Origin of the sequence: Novosphingobium sp. (assembly GCF_037133355.1) — a bacterium.
In the GTDB taxonomy this organism is placed as follows: domain Bacteria; phylum Pseudomonadota; class Alphaproteobacteria; order Sphingomonadales; family Sphingomonadaceae; genus Novosphingobium.
On the sequence record NZ_JBAXOI010000001.1, the window covers coordinates 271,490 to 291,434 of the forward strand.

Below are 19,945 nucleotides of genomic sequence, written 5' to 3' on the forward strand. Positions count from 1 at the left end.
TCACAGAGCGCGTCCTCCTCCGGTACCACCACCGCCGCCCTCGATGCTGCGTTCATTGAAAAGGTTGATCACCGCGGCGGCGGTTTCCTCGATCGAGCGGCGCGAGACGTCAATCACCGGCCAGCCGTTATCCGCGAACATCCGTCTGGCATATTGCACTTCGCGCGCAACATGGTCGCTGTCGACGTAGGCGGTTTCAGGCGCCTGGTTCAAGGATAGCAAGCGATTGCGACGAACCTGAATCAACCGCTCAGGGCTGGTGGTGAGGCCGACAACGAGAGGCCTGCGCAAACTGAACAGCGCAGGCGGCGGCGGGCTTTCCACCACGACGGGGATATTGGCGACGCGGTAGCCGCGGTTGGCAAGATAGATCGCGGTCGGCGTCTTGGAGGAGCGCGATACACCTGCCAGCACAATGTCGGCAGCTTCCCAGTCTTCCCACGCGATGCCGTCATCATGGGCGATGGTGAACTGGATCGCTTCGACTCGGCGGAAGTAGGCTTCGTCCATCGCGTGCTGGCGGCCGGGCCGTCCCTTCGCGGGCTGACCAAGCTGGGCTTCGAGCGCGAGCGTGACGGCATCAAGCGCGGGCACGCTGGGCAGCCCCAGCGCCGCGCAGCGGCTTTGCAAACGCTGGCGCGTTTCGGCATTGACCATAGTGAAGAGCACAAGGCCGGGATTGGCGGCGATTTCTCCCATGATCCGGTCGAGGTGCTGCTGCGAGCGGACCATCGGCCAGAAATGGCGCACGACATCGGCATCGTCGAACTGCGCAAGCGCCGCCTTGGCGATCATCTCGAGCGTTTCGCCGGTCGAGTCCGACAGGAGGTGCAGGTGCAAGCGCGCCATCGAAGTTCCTGGTCCGCTCCGGGACAGAGCCGTTGCCCCCGGGAGAGGGCTGTGGATTGCGATAGGATAAACCACGGCATGAAACCGGCGACAAGTTTACGCTGAGATTGTGCCCCCGGCTTCGGCATTCGGATAGGCCGTTTGCGAACAGGCGCGCCAGTCTGTCCACAGGCCGGGGACAATGGGGACAAGTTTCGCTTGCCTCCGGAACCGTTCGGAGTCGGTGACACGCTTTTTTGTGGAGACAGCAGGACAATTCGGGCAAATGCATGCTGTCCCCGCTTTCCACAGGGCCAACTAACTACCTCAATCTGATTCAAAAGAATCTATAGATTTGATTTGGACCGACGCACTGATGCCTAGCCCTGCAGAAAAGCCGCTTCTCGCCACCCTCAAGGGTGCCAATCTTTCCCGCCGTCCGATCTGGCTGATGCGCCAAGCGGGACGCTACCTTCCCGAGTACCGCGAGTTGCGTGCCGAGAAGGGTGGTTTCCTTGCGCTGGTGTATGATTCCGAGGCCGCGGCGGAAATCACGCTCCAGCCGCTGCGCCGTTTCGGCTTCGATGGGGCGATCCTGTTTTCGGACATCCTGATCGTGCCCTATGCGATGGGTCAGGATCTCCAGTTTCTTGCCGGGGAAGGTCCGGCACTCTCGCCCCGTCTGCTCGATGCGGGGCTGGAGACGCTCAGGAGCGTGCCTGAGCGCCTTTCCCCGATTTATGATACCGTGGCGCTGGTAAGCGCTGCCTTGCCGCCTGAGGCCACTATGCTGGGCTTTGCAGGTAGCCCCTGGACTATCGCGACCTACATGGTCGCGGGCGAGGGCAGCCGCGACCAGCACGAGACACGGGCGCTGGCCTATCGCGATCCGGGCGCGTTCCAGGCGATCATCGATGCCATTGTCGATGTGACGGTGGAATACCTCAGCGGCCAGGTGAAAGCGGGCGCGGAAGGGCTGCAATTGTTCGACAGCTGGGCGGGCAGCCTTGCGCCGAGCGAATTCGAGCGCTGGGTAATCGGGCCCAATGCGCGGATCACCGAAGCGATGCACAAGCTGCATCCCGAAGTGCCGATCATCGGTTTTCCCAAGGGCGCAGGCGAAAAGCTCGCGGCTTATGCCGAGGGCACCGGGGTTGATGCGATCGGGGTGGACGAGACGATCGATCCGGTGTGGGCGGCAAAAGCCCTGCCTGCCGGGCTCCCGGTGCAGGGCAATCTCGATCCGCTTCTGCTGCTGGCCGGGGGCCCCGCGCTCGAAGACGGTGCGCGCCGGGTGCTCGATGTTTTTGCCGACCGCCCCCATGTGTTCAATCTTGGACATGGCATCGGCCAGTTCACGCCCATCCCGCACGTCGAGCGCTTGCTCGAAGTCGTGCGGGCCTGGGAGCACTGAGGGACGGTTCGCTAGAAGCGCACCTGCAGGCCGGTCGAGGCGATCAGGCGTGGAACGAGTTGGTAGCCGCTGACCCGCTGATAAAGTGGGACCTGCAGATTGGCGTAGAGCGCAAGTGTCGGGCTTAGCCGGGCGGTCATAACCGGGGCGAGATAGATTTGCTCGCCGCCGCTGTTTGTCCTGTCTGATGCCGGTCCGCCGTCCTTGCCAGTTATCCGGGTGTTCAGCTGAAGTTCGGGAATCAGCCGGCCGCGCTTCGAACCGAGCTTGAGACCGAGCCATTGCACCGAGAGTGAGGCTTCGCCGACGGTGCCGGGTCGGAAGCCTTCGCGGCGGCCAAGCGCGAAATGGACCTGGCCTTGCGCGACCAGCGCAACATCGCTGGTGAGGCGCCGATAGTGATAGGCGCCGAGCAAGGCCTGCACTGTGCCTGTGCCCGGCTGGAGCCCGCGGTCAATCAGCTCTCCGGCTTCGGGCCCACTTGCGAAGCGGCGGTGGAAGTTCCCCGTGGGAAGTGTAAGCCCTGCCTGCAATCCGGTAACGCTGCCGGGGCGCGAGAGGCCTTGCCACCGCACCATGATGCGCATGTCGCCGATACCTTTGCCGTTGGAGCGGGTTTCCCCGGTGGTCTCCTCCGCAATTGTGCGGTGCGGGCGCCAGAGCATGGGGAGCGCGACGTTGATACCCCAGTCGCTTGCGAACTGGCGATCATACGCGAATGTGAGGTAGTGGTTGTCGGTACGGCGTTCGATCTCGCGCTCTGGAGGGAGGTCTATGCTCGTGGGATCAATCGGGTCCGTGCCCGTTTGCAGGCGTGATTGAGGAACGTAGTCATAGCGGATGGTGATTGCCTGGCCGGGCTGGGTCATGAGTCCTTGCGAGAGCCAATCGGACGTGAAGGTGCAACCGCAGCTGGCGCAGGCAATTGCGGGAACAGGCGTGAGCGCGGCGCAAAGCACCGCCGTGGCGAATAGGCGCATGGGTCGTGTCCGTGGGTCTGGCCGCCATTACGCGGCGGCCTTGTGCAGGTCTGATAGGGTGAAGGCTCAGACTGCTGCGGGTGGACCTCGGGCGGGAGGATGGTGCCGTGTTGCGCCGCTCAGGCGAAATGCCGTGCTTGCAGCAACGCGTATCAGGTGACGCGGCGCGGCGGGGCCAAGTGTCCACGGGTTTGGCTCAATGCCAAGCGCGGCCTGGGCCAGGACCGCGAACGGGCATGCCCCTTGCGCGGCAGGCTTTGCCGGCTTTTCGCCCATGGGTAGCACGATGCGCGCAGCGGGGCCGGAGCCATCGCACAGCAGAACCGTGATCCCGCGCGCCGCATCGGGCGCGGCCATTATGCTTTGCGGGATCAGTGCGCGCAGCGCGAACGCCAGCGCCAGCAATATCATCGCAGCATTGCGATGCCGGAACAGGCGCTGGCGCAAGGCGATCATGGCGGCGACTCTACAAGTCCGTCTACGTGCCAGCAACCCCGCGCTTGACCGCCCGCAGCGCGCAGGCCACTTGGGTGAACCACCAATTCCCAAGTTCCGGGCGGGGCGCGATAGCGCTACAGTCCGGCTCATGCTGCAGGTTCTCGCCATGCTTTATCTCTGGCTCAAGGCCGGCCATGTCATCTTCGTGATCTTCTGGATGGCGGGTCTGTTCATGCTGCCGCGTTTTTTCGTCTATCATCAGGAAGCGCCCGAAGGGTCTCCGGAAAATGCGATCTGGGTGGACCGCGAGCGCAAGCTTCTGAAAATCATCATGTGGCCCTCGTTGTTCGTGGTCTGGGGCTTTGGCCTTGCCATGGCGGTGAGCGCGGAGTGGTATACCCAAGGCTGGTTCCACGCGAAGCTGGCGCTGGTTCTGGTGCTTTCGGCCTATCACGTCTGGCTTGCGAGTTACGCCAAGAGGCTGGAGCGAGGCGAGCGGCAGCTTACCGGCCGACAGCTGCGCCTGCTGAACGAAGTGCCCGGGGTGACCGCCGCGCTGATCGTTGTGCTGGTGATCGTGAAGCCATTCTGAGCCTAGCCGCTTCGACGTTGACGAAGGGGGTGGCCCGGCTTATGCGCGGAAAGCAATCCGGTTTCGGGCAGCCGCCGTCATGCGCCTGCTTCTCCAAGGTCCGCTTTCCCCAAGCCCAATGACCCACCGGCGCGCGCACTTGCCCCCTTTCGGATGAAGCCCAAGCCCATGCATCTCAAGGAACTGAAGAAAAAGACGCCCGCCGAACTCGTGCAGATGGCGGAGGAACTCGATGTCGAGGGCGCAAGCACGCTCCGGCGGCAGGACCTCATGTTCGCGATCCTCAAGGAAGTAGCGGAGGACGGCGAGGAAATTCTCGGCATCGGCACGATCGAAGTGCTGCCGGACGGTTTCGGCTTCCTGCGCAGCCCCGAGGCGAATTATCTGGCGGGGCCGGATGACATCTATGTTTCGCCCAACCAGGTCCGCAAATGGGGCCTGCGCACGGGCGACACCGTGGAAGGCGAGATCCGCGCTCCCAAGGACGGCGAGCGCTATTTCGCGATCACCCGTCTCATCAAGGTGAACTTCGACGATCCCGACGCGGTGCGCCACCGCGTGAACTTCGACAACCTGACACCGCTTTATCCGAACGAGCGCCTGCGCCTTGATACCCTCGATCCCACGGTCAAGGACAAGTCGGCCCGTGTGATCGACCTTGTCAGTCCTCAGGGCAAAGGCCAGCGCGCGCTGATCGTGGCGCCGCCGCGCACCGGCAAGACGGTGCTGCTGCAGAACATGGCCAAGGCCATTACCGATAACCATCCGGAAGTGTTCCTGTTGGTGCTGCTGGTGGACGAGCGGCCCGAGGAAGTGACGGACATGCAGCGCAGCGTGAAGGGCGAGGTCATATCCTCGACCTTCGACGAGCCTGCCAGCCGGCACGTGCAGGTTGCCGAAATGGTGATCGAGAAGGCCAAGCGCCTTGTCGAGCACAAGCGCGATGTCGTCATCCTGCTTGATTCGATCACCCGCCTCGGCCGCGCCTACAACACAGTGGTGCCGAGCTCGGGCAAGGTGCTGACGGGCGGTGTGGACGCAAACGCGCTGCAGCGGCCGAAGCGCTTCTTCGGCGCGGCGCGCAACATCGAGGAAGGCGGCTCGCTTTCCATCATTGCCACCGCGCTCATCGATACCGGCAGCCGCATGGACGAAGTGATCTTCGAAGAGTTCAAGGGCACCGGCAACTCGGAAATCGTGCTCGACCGCAAGGTTGCCGACAAGCGCATCTTCCCTGCGCTCGACGTGGGCAAGAGCGGCACGCGCAAGGAAGAGCTGTTGGTTCCGACCGATCAGCTCAGCAAGATGTGGGTGCTGCGTCGCATCCTCATGCAGATGGGCACGATCGACGCGATGGAATTCCTGCTCGACAAGATGAAGAACTCGAAGACCAACGAGGACTTCTTCGCCACGATGAACCAGTAAGGATTGAGGGCGGTCAGCGCTTTTCGAGCGTGGCCGCCATCATTTCCCACAGCTTGTTCATGGCCTTGAGCGGCCGCACCATGACCTTGAAATCAATGATCTTTCCTTCTAGGTCGAAGCGGATCAGGTCGATACCGTTGACGTGAATGCCATCGACCGTCGCAGTGAATTCAAGCAGGACTTCGGGGCCGTCCACCAGTTCGCGGACATAGGTAAAGCCGGTATCCGCAAAGACCTGACCGGCGGCGGTGAGGTACATGAGCACCTTTCCTTGCCCCTCCTGCGGGGTGTGCACCACAGGCGAATGAAACACCGCATCGGGCGCAATCAGTTCTGCAAGCAGGGCTGTGTCGCCGGTCTGCATGTAGCGGTGCCAGGCGGCGAGGCCGGTGTGCATGGGTCTCTCTCCTTTGTATTGCGCTGCCTTGTTGCGCCCCTGCGGGCGGCGCGGCATTGATCCAGCGCAGGTTTGCGCTAACCGTGCAGCGATGACAACCGCTTCGCCCGATACCCTGGTTGCCGAAGGGCTGGCCGCGCTCAGGGCGCGCGACGCGGCGCGGGCGGCTCGGGCGCTGCGGGCAGCGGCAGAGGTCATGGTGGCCGGGCGCATGCCCTGGCCTGCCTTGGCACAGGCGGAGCTGGCGCTGGGTAACCACGGCGCAGCAGAGGCTGCCCTAGACCGGCAACTGGCCCTCGCGCCGCGCGACGTGGGCGCGCTGCTCGCCAAAGGGCAATTGTGGCAGCGGGCGGGGGATGACCGGGCAGCGGTGAGCTTTTACGCGACAGCGCTGGCGCAGGCAGCAGTCAGCGGGCTGCCACGCGGGATGGAAGGTGTGGCCGCGGCGGCGCAGGCTTTCATGAGCGAGGCTGATGAGGCCTTTCGCCGGCATCTCGATCAGGTTGTGGGTGATGGGCTTTCACCGACCATGGAAGAGGCCCTTGGGCTGCTCAGGGGGACGCGGCAGATCGATCTGCAGCAGCCATCACTGTTCTATTACCCTGGCCTGCCGCAGCGGCGCTTCTACGATCCGGCCGACTTCCCATGGCTTCTCGAAATGCTGGCGCTGCTGCCCGCGATGCAGGCCGAGCTCGACGCGATTGCGGGCGATAGTTTTGCGCCCTACGTCACAGCCTCGGCAGATCGGCCCGCGCCGAACAATCCGCTGCTGGGCGATCCTTCGTGGGGCGCGTTCTACTTCTGGAAAGATGGCGCGCCTGTCGCGGAGAATGCTGTGCGCTGCCCTGCGACCATGGCGGCATTGGCGCATGCGCCGATGCCGATTATACCGGGGCGTGCGCCGAATGCCCTGTGGTCACGGCTAAGGCCCGGGACGCACATCGCGCCGCATTTCGGCATGCTCAACACGCGGCTGATCTGCCATGTGCCGATCAGGACGGCACCCCGGTGCACCTTGCGGGTGGGTAGCGAGACGCGCACCTGGGAACCGGGCGTGCCGTTGATTTTCGATGATTCCATGGAGCACGAAGCGCGCAATGCAGGGCCCGAGATCCGCACGGTCCTGCTGTTCGAGATCTGGCGGCCGGAAGTGCCCGAGGCGGACCGCGCCGCGATAGCCCGGTTGCTCGAAGGCATTGCGGGCTACGACGGCGCGGCCTGAGGTTACCTCAGGTAAGGTGCGCCTTGAAGAAATCGCGCGTCCGCTCATCAGCGAGGCTGGCGCCTCCTTCGTCGCGGCGCGAGCCCATGTCTGCAGCGAAGCCGTGATCGAGGCCAACGTAATCGTGGAGCACGACCTTGGGATGCGAATCGAGCGCAGCGTGGATCGCTGCTTGTGCTTCCGGTCCGACGAAATGATCGGCAGTCGGGATATGCAGCATCAGCGGGTTCGCAATCGCGTGCGCCTCGCCCAGCATCTGGTCGATCATCACGCCGTAGTAGCCGACTGAGGCATCGATATCGGTGCGCGCAGCGGCCATATAGGCCATGCGTCCACCAAGGCAGAAGCCGACGAGGCCGACATTGTCCACCGCCTGCTCGTGGCGCAGCCAGTGGATCGCCGCTTCGATGTCCTGAACGCCGAGGTCGGGGTTGTACTGTCCGAAATATCCGATTGCCTGCTGGAACTCTTCCGGCACGTCGGGATCGAGTTCTGCCCCGGGGGCGAAGTGCCAGAAGATGTCGGGCGCGAGTGCGACATAGCCGAGCGCGGCCCAATCGTCACATTTCTGGCGGATGCCGGCATTCACCCCGAAGATCTCCGGGATGACGATGATGGCAGCTTCGGTTTGATCATCGGGGACGGCGATGTAGACGGGAATCTCGTTCTCGCCGTCGAGGGAAGGAATCGTCGTCTTCTCGCCCATGGTGCTTGTCCTTCTGCGGTTGCTGTTGGTCGATGCGTTGTTTGGCCGCCGACGTGGACTTTGCCAAGCGTGCATGACAGTGTTGAGGCCAACCAGCGAGAAGGGTGCCGCCATGAAAGTCAATGTCGAGGTTGAATGCACGCCCGAGGAGGCGCGGCGCTTCCTGGGCCTGCCCGATGTGACCCGCGCCAATGGCGTTTACGTCGATGCCATCGCCAAGGCGATGCAAGGCATGAACAGCGTGGATCAGCTGCAGGGCTTTGCCAAGCAGATCACACCGATGGGCGAAATGGGGCTCAAGCTGTTTCAGCAGTTCGTGGAGCAAGGCGCGGGCGCCGCGATGGCCGGATTCAAGTCGGGCGCTGCTGGCGAGAAACCCAAGTCCTGAGCGAACCACCAGTGTGATCGATACGATTTTTGCGCTCAGTTCCGGCGCGCCGCCCGCCGGCATCGCGGTAATCCGTGTGAGTGGGCCCGAAGCGGGGTCGGCGCTCGCAGCCATGGCGGGGAAGCTGCCATTGCCCCGCCGTGCCGTGCTCGCCGAATTGCGCGGTACCGAAGGTGAGCTGCTTGACCGGGCTTTGGCGCTGTGGCTGCCCGGACCTCGCACCGCAACGGGTGAGGACTGTGCCGAATTGCATCTCCATGGCGGACGTGCGGTCGTCGCAGCGGTTGAGTCGGCGCTGGCGGTGCTGCCGGGCTTGCGGCGTGCCGAACCTGGCGAGTTCACGCGCCGCGCTTTCGCCAACGGCCGGATCGATCTGGCGGAAGCGGAGGGCCTAGCCGATGTGCTCACTGCCGAGACCGAACTGCAGCGGCGTGCCGCGATGGCGATGGCCGGCGGCGCGCTTTCGCAGCATGTGGCTGGCTGGCGCGCCCGGGTATTGGCGCTCTCCGCCGCGCTGGAGGCCGCGCTCGATTTTGCCGGGGACGATGATATCGACGAAGGAGCTGGAGGGCTACCAGATGGCTTTGCCGCTGCGAGCGACGCGTTGGTGGAGGAACTGGCGACTTGGCTGGCCCGTCCCCGTGCGGAGCCGTTGCGTGAGGGCTTTCGGGTGGTGCTCGCAGGCCCCCCCAATGCCGGAAAATCAACACTGTTCAATGCTTTGGTTGAGGATGAGGCGGCAATCACCGCATCCGAGCCCGGAACCACGCGGGATGTGCTGGTGCGCGCTGTGGCGTTGGGCGGTGTGCCGTTCACTTTTGTCGACACGGCTGGACTTCGCGGTGAGGGGGCAGGCGAGATCGAGCGGATCGGCATTGCCCGCGCCTATGCGGAGGCCGAGCGCGCCGACCTCGTTCTATGGCTTGGCCCCGAGGGCACCGGGCCGCGCGAGGGAGCGGTGTGGGAAGTGGCCGCGCAATGTGACCGGGGCGATGCGCCGGTGAAGCACGGTGCGCGCCATCGCGTGTCGGCACTGACAGGGGAGGGACTGCAGGACCTGCGTGCGGGACTTATCGAGCATGCGCGTGCTGCGCTGCCTGCGCCCGGTGACGTGGCGTTGAACGCGCGCCAGCACGGGCTGCTGGGCGATTTGGCCGAGGCCTTGCGCGAGGCGGCGCTTCAGACTGATGCCTTGCTCGCGGCGGAGAGCTTGCGCCTTGCGCGGGTTGCGCTCGATCGGCTGGTCGGGCGTGCCGGAACCGAGGATATGCTTGATGCGCTGTTTGGCCGGTTTTGCATCGGCAAGTGATGTTTCACGTGAAACATCGCCTGCTTTGACGCGGCGGGCCGAATCGCATATCGGGGCGCCATGCACCAGTTCGACATCATCGTGGTCGGCGGCGGGCACGCCGGCGTCGAGGCGGCTGCGGTCGCCGCGCGGATGGGCGCGCGCACCGCCCTGGTCAGTTTTGACCCTGCAATGATTGGCGCGATGTCCTGTAACCCGGCGATTGGCGGTTTGGGAAAGGGGCATCTGGTTCGGGAGGTCGATGCCTTCGATGGACTGATCGCACGTGCGGCGGACGAAGCGGCGATTCATTATCGCATGCTCAATCGCAGCAAAGGCAGTGCTGTGCACGGTCCTCGTGTGCAGGCTGACCGCAAGCGGTTTCGCGCGGCGATCCAGCGCATGGTGGCAGCGCAGGACGAGTTGACCGTGGTGCCGGGTGAAGCTGCTGCGCTCAGCATGGCGGGCTCGGCGGTGGCCGGCGTTGTGCTGGGGGATGGAACCGAACTGGCGGCGCAGGCGGTTGTGCTTTGCACAGGCACATTCCTCGGCGGGCGGTTGTTTCGCGGCGAGGAGCGCATGGAGGGCGGGCGCATTGGCGAGAGCGTCGCGCACAGGCTGGCCGAGCAACTCCGTGCGGCGGACCTGCCGATGGCACGGCTGAAAACCGGGACGCCCCCCCGCCTTGACGGGCGGACTATAGACTGGGCGCGGCTACCGGTTCAGCCGAGCGATGCCGAGCCCTGGACAATGTCGGCCATGACGGGCTCACGCGTTCTGCCGCAGGTGTTTTGCGCGATTGCTCGGACGAACCTGCGAACACACGAGATCATTCGCGCCGGGCTTGACCGTTCACCGCTGTTCAGCGGGGCGATCGATGCGCACGGCCCGCGCTATTGTCCCTCGATCGAGGACAAGATCCACCGCTTTGGCGACCGTGATGGACACCAGGTGTTCCTCGAGCCTGAGGGCCTGGATGACCATGCGATCTATCCCAATGGCGTCTCGACGTCATTGCCCACCGATGTTCAGGTGGCGATGATGCGTTCGATGGAAGGACTTGAGGCGGTCGAGATTCTCGTACCGGGCTATGCGGTTGAGTATGACCATATCGATCCCCGCACACTCCGCCGCAGCCTGGAGGTGCGGGCAATCCCTGGGCTCTATTGTGCGGGACAAATCAACGGCACAACCGGTTATGAGGAGGCGGCGGCGCAAGGGCTGCTCGCTGGCATGCACGCGGCAGCCGCGGTGCTGGGGCGTGAACCGGCAGCGATTGATCGGGCCTCGAGCTATATGGCGGTAATGGTCGATGACCTGACATTGCATGGCGTCTCGGAGCCCTATCGCATGCTGACCGCACGTGCCGAGTATCGGCTGCGATTGCGGGCGAACAATGCTTCCACGCGGCTTACGCCGCTGGCATTGGCGGCCGGCTGCGTGGGTGATGATCGTGCGCGTTGGTTCGAGGATAGGCAATCGGCCCGGGCGCGGGTTGAGGCGGCGCTGGTGCAGCAGGTTCTGCCAAGTGATCTCAATGCCCATGGCGTCAAGGTGCGGGGGGATGGCGTGCGGCGGCCGCTGGCGGAGTGGCTGCGCTTTCCCGAGGTGGACTTTGGCGTGCTGGGGTCTTGGTTGGGTGATGCCATGCCAGGTGCTGATCTTGCGGAGGAAATGGTCGAGGATGCGGCCTACGCACCTTACCTCGCGCGTCAAGAGGCGGAGCTCAGGCAATTGCGGGCGAGTGATGGCGTGCCTCTGGGGGATGACTTTCCCTATGGCGAAGTGCCGGGGCTTTCGCGTGAGATGGTCGAGCGACTTGAGCGGTCGCGGCCTGATACCTTGGCTGCGGCGGGACAAGTTCCCGGGATCACCCCGGCTGCGCTTGCCAGTCTCCTTGTGCAGGCCCGGCGGAGGGTCGCGGTGTGATGCTTGGTGAGGTGGACGCACGGACATGGATCGCGGCGCGACATGGGGATGCGATGCGCCGCCTCGCCGTTCTGGTGGATGCGCTTGTGGAGGAGAATGCACGGCAGAACCTTGTTGCGCGGGCATCGCTTGAGGCGGTGTGGCGGCGGCACGTGCTCGACAGTGCGCAGCTTCTCCATGTTTCACGTGAAACAGTGCCCGTGGGCGCATGGCTGGACTTGGGCAGCGGGGCGGGGTTTCCGGGCTTGGTGATCGCGGCACTGGAGCCGGAGAGGACGGTCACACTGGTCGATTCGCGGCGCCTGCGGACGGAGTGGTTGGCGCGGGCTGCGGCATTGATGGGGCTGGGCAATGTCGAAGTCGTGCTCTCGCGGGTGGAAGACCTGCCCGCGCGGCAATGGCAGGTGATCTCGGCGCGTGCGTTTGCGCCGCTCGACCGGTTGCTGGCGATTGCGGCGCGTTTTTCCACACCGGAGACACTTTGGTTGTTGCCGAAGGGGGCCAAGGCACAGCATGAACTGGAAACGCTGTCGGCGGAATGGAATCACCTGTTTCACGTGGAACAGTCGTTGACCGATCCCGCCGCCGGAATCATCACCGGCCGTCTGCTGGGGCGCGAAAGCAGCAAGGCCGTTTCGAGCAAGCGCAAGCGGGGTTCAAGCCGATGATCACGATTGCCGTCGCGAACCAGAAGGGCGGTGTGGGCAAAACCACAACCGCGATCAACATTGCCACGGCGCTGGCGGCCACGGGGTGGAAGGTCTTGCTGATCGATCTCGATCCCCAAGGCAATGCCTCAACCGGGATTGGGATTTCGGCGGCGGAGCGGGCGCATTCCTCCTATGATCTGCTGATCGAGCAGGCGAGCGTGGCCACCTGCATGATCCCGACGCGGATTCCCGGGCTCGACATAATCCCGGCAACGGTCGACCTTTCGGGTGCGGAAGTCGAGCTTGTCAGCCTGCCGGACCGCACGAGCCTGTTGCGTACCGCGCTGGCGGAGGATGCCGGCCACGACATCTGCCTGATTGATTGCCCGCCCTCGCTGGGGCTGCTGACGCTCAATGCACTGTCTGCGGCCGATTCGCTGCTAGTGCCTCTGCAGTGCGAGTTCTTTGCTCTCGAGGGATTGAGCCAGCTCCTGCAGACGGTGGAGCGGGTGCAGGAAAGGTTCAATCCGGCGCTCGGTATCCTCGGCATCGTGCTGACAATGTACGACCGGCGCAACCGGCTGACCGACCAGGTGGCCGATGACGTGCGCTCGTGCCTGCATGGGCTCGTGTTCGATTCGGTCATTCCGCGCAACGTCCGGCTTTCCGAAGCGCCGAGCCATGGGCTGCCTGCCCTTATCTATGACCATGCCTGCGCCGGATCGCAGGCCTACATGAAGCTGGCGCGCGAGCTGATTGGCCGCCTGCCTGAGCGGAGGAAAGCGGCATGAGCGGCGAAGCGGATGGCAGCGATACACTGGCTGTGAAGCCGGTAGTGGCGAAGCGCCCCGCGCTGGGTCGGGGGCTGGGCGCACTGCTGGGTGAGACGCGGCGAGAGGAAGCGGTCTCGCGCATTTCGGTATCTGCCCCGGCGGATGGCAATGGGCCGCAGAGCGGGCTTGCCATGCTCACGGTCGCCTCAATCGAACCGCATCCCGAACAGCCGCGGCGCCACTTCGACGAGGATGCGCTCGAGGAACTGGCGCGCTCGATCGCCGCGCGCGGAGTGATCCAGCCGGTGGTGGTGCGGCCCATGGGCGGCGGGCGCTATCAGCTCGTTGCGGGCGAGCGGCGCTGGCGCGCGGCGCAGCGGGCGCGGCTGCACGAGATTCCGGCGATTGTCCGCCAGCTCGACGACCGCGAAGTCACGGCGCTGGCCCTGATCGAGAACCTGCAGCGCGAGGATCTCAACCCGATCGAGGAAGCGCGGGCCTATCAGCGGCTCTCCGAGCAGGATGGGCTGACCCAGCAGGAAATTGCGACCTTCGTCGACAAATCGCGCAGCCATGTCGCCAATCTCATGCGGCTGCTGGTCCTGCCGGGCGAAGTGCTCGACATGGTTGAGCGCGGCGCTCTTTCCATGGGCCATGCGCGGGCCCTCGCTGTCTTGCCTGATCCGGCGCCGCTGGCACGGGAGACGGTGGGCAAGGGGCTTTCGGTGCGCGACGTCGAGCGGCTTGCGAAGCGCGCGATGCGTCCCGATACCGCGCCGCGCCGTGCACGGGCGGAGCGGGATCCGGCCAGTTCGGCCGATATCACGGCGGTGCAGGCCCATCTTGAGGAGTTTCTGGGGCTCAAGGTCTTGATTCAGGCGGATGCCGATCCGCGCACCGGTTCGGTGACGATCCGCTACAAGACGCTCGATCAACTCGATCTCATCTGCCAGCGGCTCACCGGCGGGGCGATCTGACAGCTTGCACCGAAGGGCATGTTAATCGGTCGATTAATTTCGATTGACCGGGCCGGGCGGGTTTGCGTATCCCTCAGGGTAACAAAGACCTGAACCGGAGAGCTTGCCATGTCGCTCGATCTGATCCCCCGCTCCGCCTATACCCCGGACCACGAGGCGTTTCGCCAGACCGTGCGGCGCTACCTCGAAACCGAAATCGCGCCGCACGCCAATGAATGGGCCGAAGCGGGCATCGTGCCAAAGTCGATCTGGCCCAAGGCGGGTGAGCTCGGTATGCTGTGCCCGACTGTCCCAGAGGAATACGGCGGCCTTGGCCTCGACTTCGGCTACAACGCCATCGTCGACGAAGAAAGCGCCTACTACGGCCGCGTTGCGACCGGCTTCTCGCTCCAGTCCGACATCGTGGTGAACTACCTCGTCTCGTATGGTTCGGAAGAACAGAAGCGCAAGTGGCTGCCCAAGATGGTCTCGGGCGAAGTGGTGACGGCCATCGCGATGACCGAGCCCGGCACCGGCTCCGACCTTCAGGGCATGCGCACCAGCGCCAAGAAGGACGGCAACCACTACGTGATCAACGGGTCGAAGACCTACATCACCAATGGCCAGAACGCCGACCTTATCCTGGTGTGCTGCAAAACCGACACTGAGGTCCAGCCCGCGTGGAAGGGCGTTTCGATCGTGCTGGTCGAGGCGGACCGCGAAGGTTTCAAGCGTGGCCGCAATCTCGACAAGATCGGGCAGGACGAAGCCGATACCTCGGAGCTGTTCTTCGAGGACGTGCGCGTGCCGATCACCAATTGCCTTGGCGAGGAAGGCAAGGGCTTCATCTACCTGATGAGCGAACTGCCGCAGGAGCGCCTCTCGATTGCCGTCAGCGCGCAGTCTTCGGCACAGAAGGCGTTTGACGACACGGTCGCTTTCACCCGCGAGCGCAAGGCGTTCGGCAAGCCGATCCTCGACTTCCAGAACACCCGCTTCACGCTCGCCGATCTCAAGTCGAAGCTGCAGGTGGGCTGGGCGCACCTCGATTGGGCTCTGGCCCGCCACCTCAAGCGCGAATTGACCGCCGAGGAAGGTGCTGCCGCCAAGCTGTGGCACACAGAGCTGCAGTGGGAAGTCATGGACAAGTGCCTCCAGCTCCACGGCGGCGCCGGCTACATGAACGAATACGCCATTGCCCGCGCCTGGCGCGGAGCACGCGTGACGCGCATTTTCGGCGGCACCAACGAGATCATGAAGGAACTGATCGGCCGCAAGCTCTAAGGCTGCCCCACCCAGAACCCGAGCTTTCTGCAGAAGGGCCTCGCCGGGAAACCGGCGGGGCCCTTTTCCTGTGGTGTGGGCCGACGCGCAGACCAGAGCCGCCAGGCGGTGCCATGCCCGCGCGCACGGGGAAAGGGGCTGCGCGGTGCGCTCCATCAGCCCGCTGGAGAATAATTACCTCAAATCTGCAAAAATACTTACGCATTATCGAAAATACTGTATCCATATCGGACTAAATATTGATTAGGTTCCCAATCAGGGACTTCAACATGAACAAAAATGGTAGAACAATACATTTCGTTAACAATTTAAATCGGGAATCACTAACAAAAATATCCCGATGGATCATATTTTTGTTAACACTGACTTACGCTTTTAATCCCATCACGGCCAGAGCGGCCGACCGCGGCATGTGCCGAGCAGTGCCCCTTGTATCCGACGCGATGCTCCGTGACGCCTTCCGGCTGAACGAGACCGCGCTCAAGGGCCCGGCGGCTTCGCTTCCGTTGCACTATGACGACAGCGATCAGAAAGGTTCGGCGAACGACCTTGCCCTCGCCCGTGCCCAGGTTGAGCGCATCGTACGCGTCAGCGGGCTTGAGATGAACTTCGTGCTGATTGCGACCGCATCTACCCCCGCTTCCGCCCAAGTCGTTAACGGACAGCGAATCATATTCTTCGATCCACGTTTCATGGCCCGGGTTGCCAACGCTGCCTGCCCAGATTGGGGAGCGATGAGCGTGATCGCGCATGAAGTCGGCCACCATCTGGGAGGCCATACACTCCGCGCTTCGACAACGCCGTGGAAGGATGAACTGGAGGCGGACGAGTTCTCGGGCTTCGTGCTGGCTCGTCTCGGTGCCAGTCTGGTCGATGCCACAAGCGCCGCCGCCACCATTCTCCCCGAAGCTGCGACACCGACCCATCCCGGGCGCGCAGACCGGCTGAAAGCCATTACTTACGGCTGGCAGAATGCCCATGCGCAGGAACTGACCGAGCTTGCCGTTTCGCGGATCGATCACAAGATCACCCCGCAGCCACAACCGAATTTCGTCGCCCATCCCCTGCGTGCGCCGGGCGATCGCAGCAGTTTCGTCTCGCGCATGATCCTCTATGGCGACAAGCTGGACTACTATGTCGACGATGGAGCCAGGATAGTTGGGTACGACGGCCAGAGCCACCCCATCGGCGAAAAGGCCGCCGCTACCACCACCAGCTTCGCCTGGACCTTTCGCGCCCAGAATGTCCAGTATGAGGTCGATTTCTCGGGTAAGGTCTACACACGCCTGCCCAGCGGCCTGCTGCGGGAAGTTGGTGTGGTTACCGCAATGACACCGCCTGCTGCGCGCTGATCCGTGGCCTTGCTCACACCTGCAAGCCAGATGGTGGCTGCGTTTCTCGCGCTGATGCTGGCCTTGGCGAGCCCGGCGCACGGGCAAGTTGTGGAGACGATCACCGAATCGGACGACGAGGTGGAGGAGTTCGAACTGCCGGGGGACGATTCCGCCTCCGCCCCGGATTTCGCCCCGGACCCTGCCCCGGTTTTCTCAGAACCTGCCAGGGCCGATCACCGGATGGCGTCGCCTGGCCTCTATAGTGCCGAGCCTGATGTTGCGCGGTGTCAGCCGGGGACGCTGAGCAACGACGCCCGGGCAAGCTTTGTCAAAGCCGTGAACGCGGAGCGGGCCCGCCATGGCCTTGCGCCTGTGGTCTATGACGCGGCCTGGGATCAAGAGGAAGCGGCCGCAGCGCTGATCATGGCCGCTAACCTGTCGCTCAGCCACGCGCCGCCGTCCTCCTGGCGCTGTTGGACCGCATCAGGCGCGCGCGCTGCCGGCAGTTCAAATCTGCTTCTCAACACGGCATCCGGCATTTCAACGCCTGCCGATGATGCCGAGCTCGTGGCGCAATGGATGATCGAAGGCGATGGTGATGAATTGGGGCATCGCCGCTGGATCCTCGATCCCTACCTTACCCGTACCGCCCTGGGCCGCGTGGCCCAGGTCCTCCCGGACGGCAGCTCAATCGATTCTGCGGCCATGAAAGTGTTCGATTTCTCCGGCGACGATCCATCCCCGGCATACTGGCCCGAATTCATCGCCTGGCCGCAGGGCGTCTATCCCAGTAACCAGTTCTCCCCGGCCGCACGCATGTCGTTTACGGTTGTAACGGGCAGGCGAGGCACAGGCGATGCCGCCGCTGTCGACTTCTCCCGCGCACAAGTCAGCATCAGCGACGGCGGAAGCCCGCTGGCTGTCAGCGCCATCGTTTACGACAACGAGGATTATGGCGTTGCCAACTGCCTATCGTGGCGGGTGTCGGGGCTGCAAACCGGCAGGCGCTATGACGTGACCATCAGCGGGGTCCGTGGCGCTCCGCGCGAGCGCTACAGTTATACCTTCACGATAGCCGGCTGATCGCCTGTGGCTTTTAGCGCGCGGCCTGCACGCAAAGCCATCACGCAAATTGCTGCCAGTTTGGCAGCGTTGTTTGCCTGCGAGCGGGCGATGATGTCCGATTCGGACTCTTTAATTGTGGGTAGGACGATCTACTAGGGAGTATCACATAGCCCGCTTGGGCACTTGCTATCCCATTCCATGTCTCGGGCAACACCAAGACAACCAGACGCGAGCTCCCCGGCCAAAAAGATAACAAGCACACGCAGCCGATCATGGCTGGCGTGGCAAGGAGAACCGCCACCATGCCAAGAGTGTCCTGCGGACCAGCAGTAGGGCTGGCATTTTCTCTTGCGCTTACAAGCGGAGTTTGCGCCCAGCCAACCACAGTGGCGGCGAACGGGGCGAGATCTGGCAAGGAACCCGGACAGTGCGAAGTTGGCCGGGAATGGTCCGAGGCGCGGCTGCGCGGGTATTGGGATACCGAGAAGGACCGCAAGGTGCGGGGCGCGCTCGCCTACATGGGCGAACCCGGGCCAGGTTACGAGGCCGATATTGCCGAGGCCCGCACGCAGGTAGATCGAATCCTCCGGGTCAGCGGGCTCGAGATGAATTTCGAGATGGTCGTAAATGCTTCGACACCCGCTGCAGCGGAAATCATCAACGGTCAGCGTGTGATCTTGTTCGATCCCCGCTTCATGGCCCAGGTGGCGGATCGTATTTGTCAGGATTGGGGAGCGATGAGCATCCTCGCCCATGAGGTTGGGCACCACCTTGCCGGCCACACCTTGCGCCAATCGACAAACCCCTGGCGCGATGAGCTGGAAGCGGACGAGTTCTCAGGCTTCGTGCTGGCCCGGCTCGGGGCAACGCTGGCTGAAACGACTTCTGCCGGAGCGAGAATTCTGCCGGAACAGGCTACGCCCACCCATCCTTCGCGCAAGGACCGCATCGCTGCCATTGTACATGGCTGGCAGAACGCACAAGCCATGGTCGCGGCCGAAATGACGCAGGCCCAGCACAACCGCTCGATGCGGCCGATGGCCCAGAAACGTTACGTCGAGACCGTGCCTGATGGCGCGTCCGACCTTGCCATGGTGGCGCGGATCATTCTCTACGACGACCCGAACGACTTTTACATCACGCGCGGCGGGCGGATCGAATCGTTCGATGGGCAGCGCCGGCCTGTCGGCAAGAAAGCGGTCTCGCTGTCGAGCGCCTTTGCCTGGACCTTCGAGGCTGGCACAGGCAGTCTTCAGGTCGATTTCGCCGGGCGAGTCTATATGACCATGCCTTCGGGCACGCTGCATGAAGTCGGCATGGTGCTTGATCTCATGCCAAGCAAGGATGGAGCGCCCTGAGGTCCGCGCTTGCGCGGCGCGGCTCAGCTTCCCGAAGGCACCAGGACCCGCTTGTCGCGGATCACCGGACGCCGCGGCGGCGCCCCGCGATAGTGCCGCACTACCGGCACGTATTCGTACGTCACCGTGCGTGTTTCAGTGCAAGTGCCCTGCGCCTGCGGTACGGCTTGCGGCACCGTTTGCGGCGCGCCCTGCGGTACCATCACATAGCCCATGGCCGGTCCGTTGACGGGCGCGTAGCCATAGCTGGGATAGCCATATGCCGGATAACCGTAGGCATAGCCGCCGGGGTAGGCAGGCGGCGCATAGCCGTAAGTATAGCCGTAGCCGGGCTGCGGGGGCGCTGAATAACTGCTGAAGAATTCCTCGCACTCGCGTTCACGGCTGCGATCGACCGACTTGCCGATGGCGCCACCGGCAACCGCGCCGACTGCCGCACCAGCCACGGTGCCGATCACGCGATTGCCCGAAGCGACACGGTTGCCAACGACGCCGCCAACGACCCCGCCGATCACTGCTCCGGTTGTGCCGCTGTTTCGGCGCGTGACGCCCTGACACTTCTCGACCATCTGGAGATAATGAGGATCGGCTTGCGGTGCCTGAGGTGGGGGTGCGCCGTTATAGACAGGGGCGGACTGAACCGGGGCATTGTAGACCGGCGCCTGATAGCTCTGCCAGACCGGCGGGGCGTAATACATCGGCACGCCCTGATAGCCGCTGACATAACCTGATTGCCCGCTGACCTGCACAGGAACCTGGTTCTGCGCCAGAGCGGGCGCGGCGATACCGGTGGCCATGGCGGCAGCCAACACGGCACGGATTACTCTGGCCATCTTGATCCCCTGTCAGCGTGAACGGGCCCCTTCTCGACAAACGGTGCGGGATGCTCCGGCCGATAGTCGGGGTCAACCCGCTGAT

Annotated in this window: 20 protein-coding genes; 14 read left to right on the forward strand and 6 right to left on the reverse strand. The window is 63.9% G+C overall.

From position 1 onward, the window contains the following. Nucleotides 1–849 (reverse strand): pyruvate, water dikinase regulatory protein, encoded by an 849-nt coding sequence (locus WCL10_RS01380; protein WP_336893817.1) that lies wholly within the window; start codon nt 847–849, stop codon nt 1–3. 355 nt (nt 850–1,204) lie between these two features. Here WCL10_RS01380 and hemE point away from each other — a divergent pair, with 355 nt between their 5' ends. Further along, nucleotides 1,205–2,242, forward strand: coding sequence for a uroporphyrinogen decarboxylase (gene hemE / locus WCL10_RS01385; protein ID WP_336893818.1), 1,038 nt, complete (start codon nt 1,205–1,207; stop codon nt 2,240–2,242). 11 nt (nt 2,243–2,253) lie between these two features. Here the strand turns inward: hemE and WCL10_RS01390 are convergent, their stop codons facing one another. Both WCL10_RS01390 and WCL10_RS01395 read right to left on the reverse strand, forming a co-directional pair. After that, on the reverse strand, nt 2,254–3,222 hold the full coding sequence (locus WCL10_RS01390; protein ID WP_336893819.1) for a hypothetical protein: 969 nt from the start codon (nt 3,220–3,222) through the stop codon (nt 2,254–2,256). 66 nt (nt 3,223–3,288) lie between these two features. Continuing rightward, nucleotides 3,289–3,678: a hypothetical protein gene (locus tag WCL10_RS01395; protein ID WP_336893820.1), complete on the reverse strand. Its 390-nt coding sequence runs from the start codon at nt 3,676–3,678 to the stop codon at nt 3,289–3,291. A 130-nt stretch (nt 3,679–3,808) separates the two neighbouring features. On the opposite strand from WCL10_RS01395, the gene WCL10_RS01400 reads away from it, so the two are divergent. Then, nucleotides 3,809–4,252: a CopD family protein gene (locus WCL10_RS01400; RefSeq protein WP_336893982.1), complete on the forward strand. Its 444-nt coding sequence runs from the start codon at nt 3,809–3,811 to the stop codon at nt 4,250–4,252. Nucleotides 4,253–4,420: 168 nt separating this feature from the next. Further along, the gene (rho, locus tag WCL10_RS01405) at nt 4,421–5,677 is read left to right on the forward strand and encodes a transcription termination factor Rho (protein WP_336893983.1); all 1,257 of its coding nucleotides are present in this window, start codon (nt 4,421–4,423) and stop codon (nt 5,675–5,677) included. 13 nt (nt 5,678–5,690) lie between these two features. Here the strand turns inward: rho and WCL10_RS01410 are convergent, their stop codons facing one another. Beyond that, nucleotides 5,691–6,074, reverse strand: coding sequence for a nuclear transport factor 2 family protein (locus WCL10_RS01410; RefSeq protein WP_336893821.1), 384 nt, complete (start codon nt 6,072–6,074; stop codon nt 5,691–5,693). A 91-nt stretch (nt 6,075–6,165) separates the two neighbouring features. Between WCL10_RS01410 and WCL10_RS01415 the strand changes: the two genes are divergently transcribed. Beyond that, nucleotides 6,166–7,296 (forward strand): aspartyl/asparaginyl beta-hydroxylase domain-containing protein, encoded by a 1,131-nt coding sequence (locus WCL10_RS01415; RefSeq protein WP_336893822.1) that lies wholly within the window; start codon nt 6,166–6,168, stop codon nt 7,294–7,296. Between the two features lie 7 nt (nt 7,297–7,303). Here the strand turns inward: WCL10_RS01415 and WCL10_RS01420 are convergent, their stop codons facing one another. Beyond that, entirely contained in the window at nt 7,304–8,002 is a 699-nt protein-coding gene (locus tag WCL10_RS01420) for a dienelactone hydrolase family protein (protein ID WP_336893823.1), read from the reverse strand. Nucleotides 8,003–8,114: 112 nt separating this feature from the next. Here WCL10_RS01420 and WCL10_RS01425 point away from each other — a divergent pair, with 112 nt between their 5' ends. From WCL10_RS01425 to WCL10_RS01470, 10 genes are all read left to right on the forward strand, one after another. Next, on the forward strand, nt 8,115–8,390 hold the full coding sequence (locus tag WCL10_RS01425; RefSeq protein ID WP_336893984.1) for a DUF6489 family protein: 276 nt from the start codon (nt 8,115–8,117) through the stop codon (nt 8,388–8,390). Between the two features lie 13 nt (nt 8,391–8,403). Beyond that, nucleotides 8,404–9,699 (forward strand): tRNA uridine-5-carboxymethylaminomethyl(34) synthesis GTPase MnmE, encoded by a 1,296-nt coding sequence (mnmE, locus tag WCL10_RS01430; protein ID WP_336893824.1) that lies wholly within the window; start codon nt 8,404–8,406, stop codon nt 9,697–9,699. 60 nt (nt 9,700–9,759) lie between these two features. Beyond that, nucleotides 9,760–11,607, forward strand: coding sequence for a tRNA uridine-5-carboxymethylaminomethyl(34) synthesis enzyme MnmG (gene mnmG / locus WCL10_RS01435; protein WP_336893825.1), 1,848 nt, complete (start codon nt 9,760–9,762; stop codon nt 11,605–11,607). A gap of 53 nt (nt 11,608–11,660) precedes the next feature. Next, a complete protein-coding gene (gene rsmG, locus WCL10_RS01440) occupies nt 11,661–12,275 on the forward strand; it encodes a 16S rRNA (guanine(527)-N(7))-methyltransferase RsmG (RefSeq protein ID WP_336893826.1) in 615 nt (204 codons plus the stop codon). Continuing rightward, complete coding sequence (locus WCL10_RS01445; RefSeq protein ID WP_336893827.1) at nt 12,272–13,048, forward strand: ParA family protein; 777 nt, start codon at nt 12,272–12,274, stop codon at nt 13,046–13,048. The genes rsmG and WCL10_RS01445 overlap by 4 nt, the downstream gene beginning before the upstream one ends. Next, complete coding sequence (locus WCL10_RS01450) at nt 13,045–14,007, forward strand: ParB/RepB/Spo0J family partition protein (RefSeq protein ID WP_336893828.1); 963 nt, start codon at nt 13,045–13,047, stop codon at nt 14,005–14,007. Before WCL10_RS01445 ends, WCL10_RS01450 begins: the two co-directional genes overlap by 4 nt. Before the next feature lie 108 nt (nt 14,008–14,115). Next, complete coding sequence (locus WCL10_RS01455; protein WP_336893829.1) at nt 14,116–15,270, forward strand: acyl-CoA dehydrogenase family protein; 1,155 nt, start codon at nt 14,116–14,118, stop codon at nt 15,268–15,270. A gap of 443 nt (nt 15,271–15,713) precedes the next feature. Further along, on the forward strand, nt 15,714–16,622 hold the full coding sequence (locus WCL10_RS01460; protein WP_336893830.1) for a hypothetical protein: 909 nt from the start codon (nt 15,714–15,716) through the stop codon (nt 16,620–16,622). Nucleotides 16,623–16,631: 9 nt separating this feature from the next. After that, entirely contained in the window at nt 16,632–17,687 is a 1,056-nt protein-coding gene (locus tag WCL10_RS01465) for a CAP domain-containing protein (protein WP_336893831.1), read from the forward strand. A gap of 368 nt (nt 17,688–18,055) precedes the next feature. Further along, entirely contained in the window at nt 18,056–19,027 is a 972-nt protein-coding gene (locus WCL10_RS01470; RefSeq protein WP_336893832.1) for a hypothetical protein, read from the forward strand. 23 nt (nt 19,028–19,050) lie between these two features. On the opposite strand, the gene WCL10_RS01475 is transcribed toward WCL10_RS01470, so the two are convergent. Then, the gene (locus WCL10_RS01475; protein ID WP_336893833.1) at nt 19,051–19,860 is read right to left on the reverse strand and encodes a glycine zipper 2TM domain-containing protein; all 810 of its coding nucleotides are present in this window, start codon (nt 19,858–19,860) and stop codon (nt 19,051–19,053) included. Between the last annotated feature and the right edge of the window lie 85 nt (nt 19,861–19,945).

What these genes read in the sequence shown, in the direction of transcription:
- WCL10_RS01380 (WP_336893817.1), bottom strand. Translation starts at nt 849, where the DNA reads ATGGCGCGCTTGCACCTGCACCTCCTGTCGGACTCGACCGGCGAAACG.
- hemE (WP_336893818.1), top strand. Translation starts at nt 1,205, where the DNA reads ATGCCTAGCCCTGCAGAAAAGCCGCTTCTCGCCACCCTCAAGGGTGCC.
- WCL10_RS01390 (WP_336893819.1), bottom strand. Translation starts at nt 3,222, where the DNA reads ATGCGCCTATTCGCCACGGCGGTGCTTTGCGCCGCGCTCACGCCTGTT.
- WCL10_RS01395 (WP_336893820.1), bottom strand. Translation starts at nt 3,678, where the DNA reads ATGATCGCCTTGCGCCAGCGCCTGTTCCGGCATCGCAATGCTGCGATG.
- WCL10_RS01400 (WP_336893982.1), top strand. Translation starts at nt 3,809, where the DNA reads ATGCTGCAGGTTCTCGCCATGCTTTATCTCTGGCTCAAGGCCGGCCAT.
- rho (WP_336893983.1), top strand. Translation starts at nt 4,421, where the DNA reads ATGCATCTCAAGGAACTGAAGAAAAAGACGCCCGCCGAACTCGTGCAG.
- WCL10_RS01410 (WP_336893821.1), bottom strand. Translation starts at nt 6,074, where the DNA reads ATGCACACCGGCCTCGCCGCCTGGCACCGCTACATGCAGACCGGCGAC.
- WCL10_RS01415 (WP_336893822.1), top strand. Translation starts at nt 6,166, where the DNA reads ATGACAACCGCTTCGCCCGATACCCTGGTTGCCGAAGGGCTGGCCGCG.
- WCL10_RS01420 (WP_336893823.1), bottom strand. Translation starts at nt 8,002, where the DNA reads ATGGGCGAGAAGACGACGATTCCTTCCCTCGACGGCGAGAACGAGATT.
- WCL10_RS01425 (WP_336893984.1), top strand. Translation starts at nt 8,115, where the DNA reads ATGAAAGTCAATGTCGAGGTTGAATGCACGCCCGAGGAGGCGCGGCGC.
- mnmG (WP_336893825.1), top strand. Translation starts at nt 9,760, where the DNA reads ATGCACCAGTTCGACATCATCGTGGTCGGCGGCGGGCACGCCGGCGTC.
- rsmG (WP_336893826.1), top strand. Translation starts at nt 11,661, where the DNA reads ATGCGCCGCCTCGCCGTTCTGGTGGATGCGCTTGTGGAGGAGAATGCA.
- WCL10_RS01445 (WP_336893827.1), top strand. Translation starts at nt 12,272, where the DNA reads ATGATCACGATTGCCGTCGCGAACCAGAAGGGCGGTGTGGGCAAAACC.
- WCL10_RS01450 (WP_336893828.1), top strand. Translation starts at nt 13,045, where the DNA reads ATGAGCGGCGAAGCGGATGGCAGCGATACACTGGCTGTGAAGCCGGTA.
- WCL10_RS01455 (WP_336893829.1), top strand. Translation starts at nt 14,116, where the DNA reads ATGTCGCTCGATCTGATCCCCCGCTCCGCCTATACCCCGGACCACGAG.
- WCL10_RS01460 (WP_336893830.1), top strand. Translation starts at nt 15,714, where the DNA reads ATGCTCCGTGACGCCTTCCGGCTGAACGAGACCGCGCTCAAGGGCCCG.
- WCL10_RS01475 (WP_336893833.1), bottom strand. Translation starts at nt 19,860, where the DNA reads ATGGCCAGAGTAATCCGTGCCGTGTTGGCTGCCGCCATGGCCACCGGT.